The 8,351-nt window shown below is 57.3% G+C and carries 5 protein-coding genes and 2 pseudogenes; 5 read left to right on the plus strand and 2 right to left on the minus strand.

Annotated elements, in window-relative coordinates:
• Nucleotides 1-1,808: 1,808 nt before the first annotated feature.
• The 5 genes and pseudogenes from GGD62_RS40300 to GGD62_RS40320 all read left to right on the plus strand — a co-directional run bounded on the left by GGD62_RS40300 (nucleotide 1,809) and on the right by GGD62_RS40320 (nucleotide 6,181).
• Nucleotides 1,809-2,207, plus strand: coding sequence for a hypothetical protein (locus tag GGD62_RS40300; protein ID WP_183714785.1), 399 nt, complete (start codon nucleotides 1,809-1,811; stop codon nucleotides 2,205-2,207).
• 167 nt (nucleotides 2,208-2,374) lie between these two features.
• The gene (locus GGD62_RS40305; protein WP_246800576.1) at nucleotides 2,375-3,205 is read left to right on the plus strand and encodes a nodulate formation efficiency C protein; all 831 of its coding nucleotides are present in this window, start codon (nucleotides 2,375-2,377) and stop codon (nucleotides 3,203-3,205) included.
• Nucleotides 3,202-3,372, plus strand: coding sequence for a hypothetical protein (locus GGD62_RS40310; protein ID WP_183714788.1), 171 nt, complete (start codon nucleotides 3,202-3,204; stop codon nucleotides 3,370-3,372). Before GGD62_RS40305 ends, GGD62_RS40310 begins: the two co-directional genes overlap by 4 nt.
• 519 nt (nucleotides 3,373-3,891) lie before the next feature.
• A pseudogene (locus GGD62_RS40315) lies at nucleotides 3,892-4,609 on the plus strand (IS256 family transposase); the annotation flags it as partial.
• Nucleotides 4,610-4,846: 237 nt separating this feature from the next.
• Nucleotides 4,847-6,181 (plus strand): IS5 family transposase, encoded by a 1,335-nt coding sequence (locus GGD62_RS40320; protein ID WP_183714791.1) that lies wholly within the window; start codon nucleotides 4,847-4,849, stop codon nucleotides 6,179-6,181.
• 349 nt (nucleotides 6,182-6,530) lie between these two features.
• On the opposite strand, the gene GGD62_RS41410 is transcribed toward GGD62_RS40320, so the two are convergent.
• Together GGD62_RS41410 and GGD62_RS41415 are read right to left on the minus strand one after the other, a co-directional pair.
• A complete protein-coding gene (locus GGD62_RS41410; protein ID WP_312014343.1) occupies nucleotides 6,531-7,688 on the minus strand; it encodes an AAA family ATPase in 1,158 nt (385 codons plus the stop codon).
• Between the two features lie 42 nt (nucleotides 7,689-7,730).
• Nucleotides 7,731-8,351, minus strand: a pseudogene (locus GGD62_RS41415) (hypothetical protein); the annotation flags it as partial.

Here is an 8,351-nt window from a genome sequence, read left to right on the forward strand (position 1 = left end):
ATCACCATTTCGCACGACACCGACGACTACCAACATAGTCGTCAGATAACAGCCAAGCCGGTAGGCTTGCGACGTAGCGGTTCAGAGCGACGACGCCCGCAATCGTGGTCGGTTTAGAGTGAATGAGCACGTCTGCGTACTCCTCGCGGGCCAACCTCCTTTGCTCGCTGATCGCGTTGGCGGCATCAAACTCCGGCCCTCGACCAGTTTTGCGGATATGGAGGCCGCGGCATCGACTTGCGCGCGCAGCTTGCGGTGACGCTCCATCACCTCAAAAATCGAATCTCGTTCAGTCAGCAAGCGGAATTTACATCATGCCATCTTAGATTGCGCCCACCAATCCTCGTGGGTGTTTGCGTGCTTGCAGTCTTCCCAACAGACCCGTTTCAGCACATTGCGGATGTTTCCACGCTGCCCGTCGCGGTGAGACCCGACGTGCCGCGCACCACTGCGATTGCTTCTCTCCTGCTTCAAGAAGCGCTTTGAGCGGACGGTTCTGATTTGCGTCACCTGCAGATTCTTGTAGTTGACTGCTCGTGTTCTCCGGGGTTGAGTCGCTCTCGAGCTGACCTTATTCCAGTCGCCGGCTTAATCACAACTGGCAGTATGGAGAGCAGGGCAATGTCTCCGCTAAAAGCAATTGCCAATTGGCTGGAATCGCTAGAGTTGGACATGCAGCTTGAGGTCGCTGGCTTCGCGGCATTCTATATATTTGAGCGGGCTGATGCTCTCACGCTAGGCGGGTCGGACCAGCTCGAAGCTCTTCATCGATGGCTGAACGAGCCGGGCCTACTATCATACATCGCCGCAGACCGTGCCCTATTCTTTCGAATATGCTTCGGTAGCTTTGTCGATGATAGAATGACCGAAGCAGGGTGGAAGCGAACTGAGGAGCTAGTTTGCAAAATTCTTAAAGAAGCGAAGCGCAACGGGAAGTTCGCGGCTTCGCGCAAGGCGCAAAGGATGCTCGCGCTTCTCCCGGCTCGGAAAGAGAGTTGGGAACGTGTTGTGAGATCCTGGAATGAACTGGCTGTGACTTGTCTAACAAACGAGGCTGTACGAAGTTGGAGCTCCGCCAGCACGTGTATTGGCTTGAAGGTTATTCCAAGTAGTGGCGTTCCGATTGTTCCGCTCAGGTCGCCTCATCGAGGCACCGGTTAGTTCTGCCTTGCCGGCACTATCTCAGATGCCGCTCTGTCAGTGACTATCGTAAGCGCGTCGCTCCAGTTCTGCGTCGATGTTCGCAATGACCTTCCAAACCTCGCGCCAATCACCGGTCTAGCATGTGCCAAGACGTCGATTTCGGGGCGGACTCTAACTCCTTCTGGAGGAAATACTCAGTGGCAGGTCACGCCACATCGCAGTCGCCGAGCGTTTCCGTCGGCTGGTTCGGTCGACATTTGCATTCCATGCGAGGCTGCAGGCAACTTCACGCTCGCGTCGACAGCCCGCTCGTGAGCGCCTCGGCTCGATGCATGCCTGGACAGTGTGATAGCTTAATGGCGTGTCAGACATTTTATGCAAGCCTGGGCTGGTCGCGTTGGTCGCCTATGCACGGATCAAGTAGCCAAATTCACCCTACACATGGCCTGATCATATCCTTCAATGCATCCAAGATCGTTGAGTGAACTTCACGCTGCTCCTTGAGCGGGGCGGCTCTAACGGATGTCTGCTTCTCCCTCGCGAGCGAGCGCTACCAGATAAGGCAGGTATGACATGTTGAAGGTGGTGGTACCCTCTGAAGCTTGCTGATTGAAACTGAGCGGCGAGCCACTCAGCACGTAGAAATCCGTTCCGGGAGATATCGGATGACCGCGACTATACACGAAGACGAGAAACGCGAACGGCGAACACGTGGGCCCGAACTGGCCGAGGCATCACCCCCTGGAGCAGGCGGCGCGACTGATCATCTTGGAGAAAAGGCCGCAGCTGCATCGCGCGTTTCATTTACGTTTCCGGAATGGCAAAAATCAATCGAAGCGACAAGGAACTTGTTCGCCGCGGCACTGAATGACACGTTAAGACTGGCTGCTTCCTCTCGGCACGACCAGGCTGCTTTTCTGAGAACTCTTGCCGACTCGAAAACCCCGTCTGAGCTACTGAAGTGCCACCTGGATTTTGCGGAGCAATTTTGGTCGAAATCGTTCAGCGAAGGCTCAAAGATATTGGATCGTTTGAAACACGTCCATCGGCCTGCGGTAAGTTAAACAATCGGCCACGCGTGAAATAGGGCCGACGGCGCGCTTTTCCCTCCGGATTCCAATCCCGAACTGAATCCCGACCCGGTCTCGTAGGAATTGTCGCCATGCTCCATAAGTCGCCGCCGACCCCGAACAACAACGGATATAGGAACCACCTGCTCGGGGAAGCGAAAATGATCGATCGGCGCGTGCTTTGGTTTTGCCTCGGTCTTGGCCTCTGTGTCGGCCTTGGCGTATGGTTCATTTTGCCGGGTGGGCTGGCCGGTAAGAGCGATGGTGTTCGTACGAGCGACAATCCGCTTATCGACAAGGTCAAATCAACCTGGCGAGCGCAGGATGGTGAGACAGCGGAGCAAATCTTTTCCATGGTCTCGAAGGTAGCACACTTCATCCCCAGGGGATGGGAGGTTGGTCAAAAGACCCACTCGGGCGAGCGAGTTATCTTTTCGTGGGCTAAACATCGGGCCGATCAAGCAAAGGAAGAGTACACGGTCACGTGGGAGGTGGCGCCCGATGGCGCAACGAAAATTGTGGCACCTTATGCAAAGCCGATGGAACTAGGCTGGCAGGCGTTCGCGCTCTCGCTCATTGCGGACGAAGTCACAAACGACGAAAGTGGCGTGAACCGTCGCTTTCTGCATAATCCCGCCAACTTCAACTTCGTAACCACCGCGCAGGGCAAATTGGGCGATCTTCTGCGGCGTGGCCGCTGCACTATCGGCGAGCCGGTTGGAGTGCATTACTCGCCGACAATAGATGAGCAGCAAGCCACGAAGGGCGGGCTGTGGCGGGTCGAACTTTCGGTCGACTGCAATGTTCCCGGACCTAGTTCTTTCACCCGTGACGGAGTCATCATTTTCGAGAAGCGCGAAGGGCAAGATTGGGAGGCACAATCGTTCTTTGCAACGCTTATCGCCACGTATGCACCCGGCTCTTGGTTTGAGCTTGCCGACCCGAAAGATCAGGAAGCGTTCGGGGCGGGCAAGAAAGTGTTGTCAAAATGACGTTCGCTGTCGATGCCTCGAGCGTCGACGATGATAAAGCCGCATGGCTGTTCAAAGTGTCCGCGCTTCGTGGTGCACGTCGCGATCTCGGTAACCGAGCGCAAGTGGAGTTTGTCGGACGGTTGGGCGAGGCAAGATTGCAGACCAACACGGTTGCCGCGCTTTGACGTTCCGGCCTGTTGTGACCAATACCTCAATTGATCAGCCGCTAACGTCTGTGTACAGCGGAGCATTGACGAGTATTGGGCCATAGTAGGACGCATCGATTATCCAGTCACGCTAGGCGATCGTCTCGCCGAACCGCGATCACTCCGTCTCCGCAACCCCGACCCAGCTCCGAGGGAGCAATCGCCACCAGCGTGCCACGGGAGAGAAAGAATGGCAGCTTGAAAACAGCCCGCAGCTAAAGGGCCGATTGACATCCATCCATCTTTTCGACCTTTCGCCATCACTGACGCGGACGTTGGTCGATGAGGGCTCACTTGCTCGGCCGCCAATTTGGTCTCTTCAACGCAAAAGCCGCCATATGGCGGCTTCTACGTTATGCTTCATCACCTTTGCCGTATCGCCTTTGCTAATAATAACTGGGGGATGTCCCGGGTTCTGTTGAATTTCTGAAGAGATCGGCGTTGCCCACCTTGAGCCGGTAGGCTCGGGGTGCTGATTCCACAAAGGAGAGCAACGCCATGACGAGAGATATCACACCGGCTGGTTCGCCGGCGACCGAGGCTGTGGACGACGCGTTTGCAGAAATGCGGGCGAGCTCGATCGGTTCTGCCTTGCGGAGGGATCGAGGCGCTCGGCACGATGATGGAGGCTGATGTGACGGCGGCCTGCGGGCCGCGCCACGCTCGCGATGAGGCGCGGCGGCCGCACTGTTGGGGCCGAACGCGGGGACGGGTTGGTTTCCACGCCGGCAAGATCGAGGTCGAGCGCCCGCGGGTCCAGGGCGTGGACGAGATCACGATCCCGATCTGGGAAACGGCGGCGCAGGAGAACTGGCTCGGTCGCTGGGCGATGAACCTGATGCTGATCAATGTGTCGACGCGCCGGTTCGGCCGCGCTGTCCGGCTGCCCGAGAGTGACGTGCCAGCACCACCCGGATCGGGGATTTCGAAAACGGCGGCCTTGCGGAGGTTCGTCGCGCTGTCGGCGGCGCGGCTGGCCGACTTCATGGCTGCCGATCTGTCCGCGCTCGACCTTCTGGTGGTCCAAATCGACCGGCTGCATCTCGGCGACGATCTCGTGCTGGTCGCCGCGATCGGGGTTGACGGCGAAGGCAACAAGCATCCGCTGGCACTCGTGGAAGGGGCGAGCGAGAATGCCGCAACGGTTCAGGCCCTGCTGGACGACTTGGTCTCGCACGGGCTCGACCCGACGGTGCCAAAGCTGTTCATCGCCGACTGTTCGCGAACTTGAAGCGGCACGCATTCCGTCCAACCGACACGCCCGGTTCTGCGAGGTAAGAAGTCGTCCGTGAAGAATACGGATCGGTCTGAGAAGTAAGCAGAATTGGTCTTGATGTAGTATTCGATTTTGCAGGAAAGTGGGGTGCTGGACCTCATTTTCCTGCGTTTTGGGATTTTGCTTTTGGGCGATTCGTGATTCCCTGATGTCGGGTCATCGGCATTGGGGAAGGCGATGAGCAAACCGCGGGACGATCGCCAGAAAGACCTGCTGCTTCCGGCGCTCGATCAGATCATCGACTTGGGTCACCCGCTGGTGCGGTTGGCGGCGCTGATCGAATGGAAGTTTCTGGATGAGCGCTTTAGTTCGGTCTGCCAAACAGGGTTGGGGCAGCCTGGCTTGCCGACGCGGCTCGTGGCCGGCCTGTTCATTCTGAAGCACAGGCACAACTTGTCAGATGAGGTGCTGTGCGCCCGCTGGATCGAGAACCCCTACTACCAATACTTCTGCGGCGAATTGAGCTTCTGCCACCGTCTGCCGTTCGATCGATCGTCGATGACCCGTTGGCGCCAGCGGCTGGGCGAGGAACAGCTCGTCGCGCTGATCCAAGAAAGCCTGTCGGTGGCGCACAAGACTGGCGCCATCGGCCCCAAGGACCTGGAGCGGGTGGTCGTCGATACCACGGTGCAGCCCAAGGCCGTTGCGCATCCGACTGATGCGCGTCTGATGCATAGGGCACTCACCAAGCTCGTCGGGCTCGCCAAGCGAAACCACGTGCCGCTGCGCCAGAGCTATCTGCGCCTGGCCAAGCGCGCCGCCATCATGACCGGCCGCTATAGCCACGCCCACCAGTTCAAACGCGCGCGGCGGCAGCTCAAGTTCCTGCGGACACGGCTTGGTCGGATTATCCGCGACATCAGCCGCAAGATTGATGGCGATAAGGTGCTTGAAGCTCGCTTCGGCCCGTTGCTCGGTTTAGCGCAGCAGGTGCGCAGCCAGGATCAGCATCAGCGCGGTCCGAAGGTCTATGCGTTACATGCTCCGGAGATTGAGTGCATCGGCAAGGGTAAAGCCCGCGCGCCCTACGAGTTCGGCTGCAAGGTCAGCATCGCCACCCCTGTGACGTCTCCGAAGGGTGACCAGTTCGTGATCCATGCCAAGGCCCTGCATGGCAATCCCTTCGATGGGCACACGCTCGGTCCCGTAATCGCCGACATGGAGAAGCTCACCGGGGTGGAGGCTCGCCGTATCCACGTCGACAAAGGATATCGCGGTCACAACCACCCGCATCGGTTCAGGGTCTGGATCTCGGGTCAGGTCCGCCGCGCCACAGCTCCCATCCGTCGCGAGATGAAGCGTCGCGCGGCTGTCGAGCCCGTCATCGGCCACGTCAAGGCCGAGCACCGCATGGACCGCAACTATCTCAAAAGCCGCGTCGGCGACCGCGTCAACGCGGTCCTCGCCGCCGCCGGCTACAACTTCGGCCTGCTCCTGCGGTGGCTCGCAGAACTCTTGCGTGCCATTATCCGGGCGTTCACCGAAACTGTCCCTGCCCAAAAGATCGCTTAAATCAGCGCTCTCCCGCCTTCTTCACGGACGACTCTTTCTTCGGAACGCTGTTGCGACTGGTGTCCTCGAAGCATGCTGGCGCTGGCTAGGCGGGCGCTTGATCAGAAGCACCATCAGCGGGGACCGAACGCCTATTCGCTGCGTCCGTTGGCATGCTCATCCGGCAACGGAATGGGAGTAAACTCCATTGGAGTTTGATCGCCAGCCCGTCCCTAGTTTGCTAGCTTCTTTCTCTCCGCGAAGCCCTGAAACTGTCCGCCTCACTCGTCAGCCACCTTTAGCGAGCTTCTATGCATCCAGGAGCATGGTCAGCTCCCGCATGCGCACATCGATTCAAGGCTGTCAACGTCTATTGAATAGGCGGCAGCATGCGAACGCATTCGTCAATGACATATTCGGGGATGCTCTCGAACTTATGCGGATTGAGCTGCATCACGTATTCATTCTCGATGTGGTACGACTCGTTGATAAAATTTCGAATCACATCATCGTCGTGTTCGATGTCGAAAATCCGGAACAGCTGGATTTTCTCGTAGCCGACGTCCGTGGCGGCGAATTTGGCGCGGATAGCGTTCACGTCGTTTACCTCGGCGACCAGCGCATCGTAATTAAACCCTGGCAGGTGTTCTTTTCGGATACTTTCCTCTGCTGCCCGTTTCTCCTCCGGGGTCATGTTCCGGTTTTCAGTTGCCGTCTGCAGCGTGGGCACGGCGCGGCCTTTGAACAAGCTTGCCAGCAGATTGTACTCAACGCCGACTTCATCACGTAATTCATAATCGCGCCGCAGATAAATGGCTTGCAGGATCGAGTCCTGCAGCGTGGCGATGTTCGCCCTGCAGACCCTGGCAAAGGTCTGGATGTCTTCCCTCGCGATAGGCACTTCTTTCACAATGCCCCCGCGCGAAGAAAGGAAAGAAGCCGATGGTTTTGCTCCCTGAAACACGTCCTTGGTACCTTTAATAACATCGATGGCGGGCTCGATGTCATGGGTCAGCAAAAGGGTGGTCCGACCTCTCAGGCTAGCCTTGCCCCGGAACAGCTCGTGCAGGATCGCGAACTTCTTGTTCTTGTCGAACGACGAAATGGGATCGTCCAGCACCACCAGGTCCGGGTTTTCGCTCAGCACTTGGTGCATGAAAAGAACCAGGGCGAAGGCGTTCTTTTCGCCGTAGCTCAGGTGCTTAGACGCAGTTTCAAGGTGACCGGCCAGATCCTGATGCACCAGCTTCATTTTGTAGGATTGGTCCTCCGGAACGATCTCGACGACGTACTTGTACCCGGCGGACTTCAGGAACGTGTTGATGCTGACTTGGATGACCTCTATCGCTTTTTTGATCTTGGCCTTGTGCTTGTTGACCTTTCCGGTCAGGTCGGCAACCTTCGTAAGCAGGTCTTCAAGTTGTGCATTGACAGAGTCTGTGATGCTCCGGGTCTCTGGGGAATCGAGCTTCTCCATTAGCGCTAGGTCGATCTTCAGCGGCGTGATCCTCTCACTGATCTGGTCCACGTCCCGCAGAGAGAAAAAGGAGATAGCCCGGAGACCTTCCAGCTAGGCAATCATGCCGTCGATCTCAGCCTTGAGGCCCGTAAGGAAGCTTACCTCGGCGGCGATCAGGTCAATCTTGGTTTTCGTTACCTTCTGCAGGTTGACGCGGCATTTTTCGCTGAGATACTTGCCAAGCCTTTCGATGACCGCCTTGAGCGTGTTGAGGTGCCCGACCGCCGTGGCGTCGAATTCCTTCTCGACTGCGAGAGCGGTATCTTTCTGTCCCTCTCCAATAAGTGGGGTGGCGCAATAGGGGCAATTGTCGCCCAACTTCAGATACTCGTTGCCTTTGATCTGCCAGCCGATCCACTCGGATGGCTCCTGGCTCTTGATGAAAGTCTCAAAGGGCTTCAACGCCTCGGGAATATTCTCGGTCTTATTGCCGGTGCCGAACGCCTTATGAATCTTGCTGTTCTTCGGAATATTGCCGGGCTTCGATTTGCCGAACCCGTCCCGCAATTCCTTGAAATCAGAAATGGCCTGTTCGATTTCCGCATTGTTGGTGAGCGTCTGCTTCACACCAGCTAGCAGAATGTCGATGGATTCCATCGCCGCGACATAGTCCGGCGTTTTGATAAAGATATCGAAGCTGTTTTTAAGAACTTCGTCTTTCTGGAACACGAA

It is taken from the genome of Bradyrhizobium sp. ERR14 (assembly GCF_014198235.1).
Classification (GTDB): Bacteria; Pseudomonadota; Alphaproteobacteria; order Rhizobiales; family Xanthobacteraceae; genus Bradyrhizobium.

Bases quoted from the DNA above. Each gene is read 5' to 3' on its own strand.
- GGD62_RS40305 (WP_246800576.1), top strand. From the start codon at position 2,375: ATGATCGATCGGCGCGTGCTTTGGTTTTGCCTCGGTCTTGGCCTCTGT.
- GGD62_RS40300 (WP_183714785.1), top strand. From the start codon at position 1,809: ATGACCGCGACTATACACGAAGACGAGAAACGCGAACGGCGAACACGT.
- GGD62_RS40320 (WP_183714791.1), top strand. From the start codon at position 4,847: ATGAGCAAACCGCGGGACGATCGCCAGAAAGACCTGCTGCTTCCGGCG.
- GGD62_RS40310 (WP_183714788.1), top strand. From the start codon at position 3,202: ATGACGTTCGCTGTCGATGCCTCGAGCGTCGACGATGATAAAGCCGCA.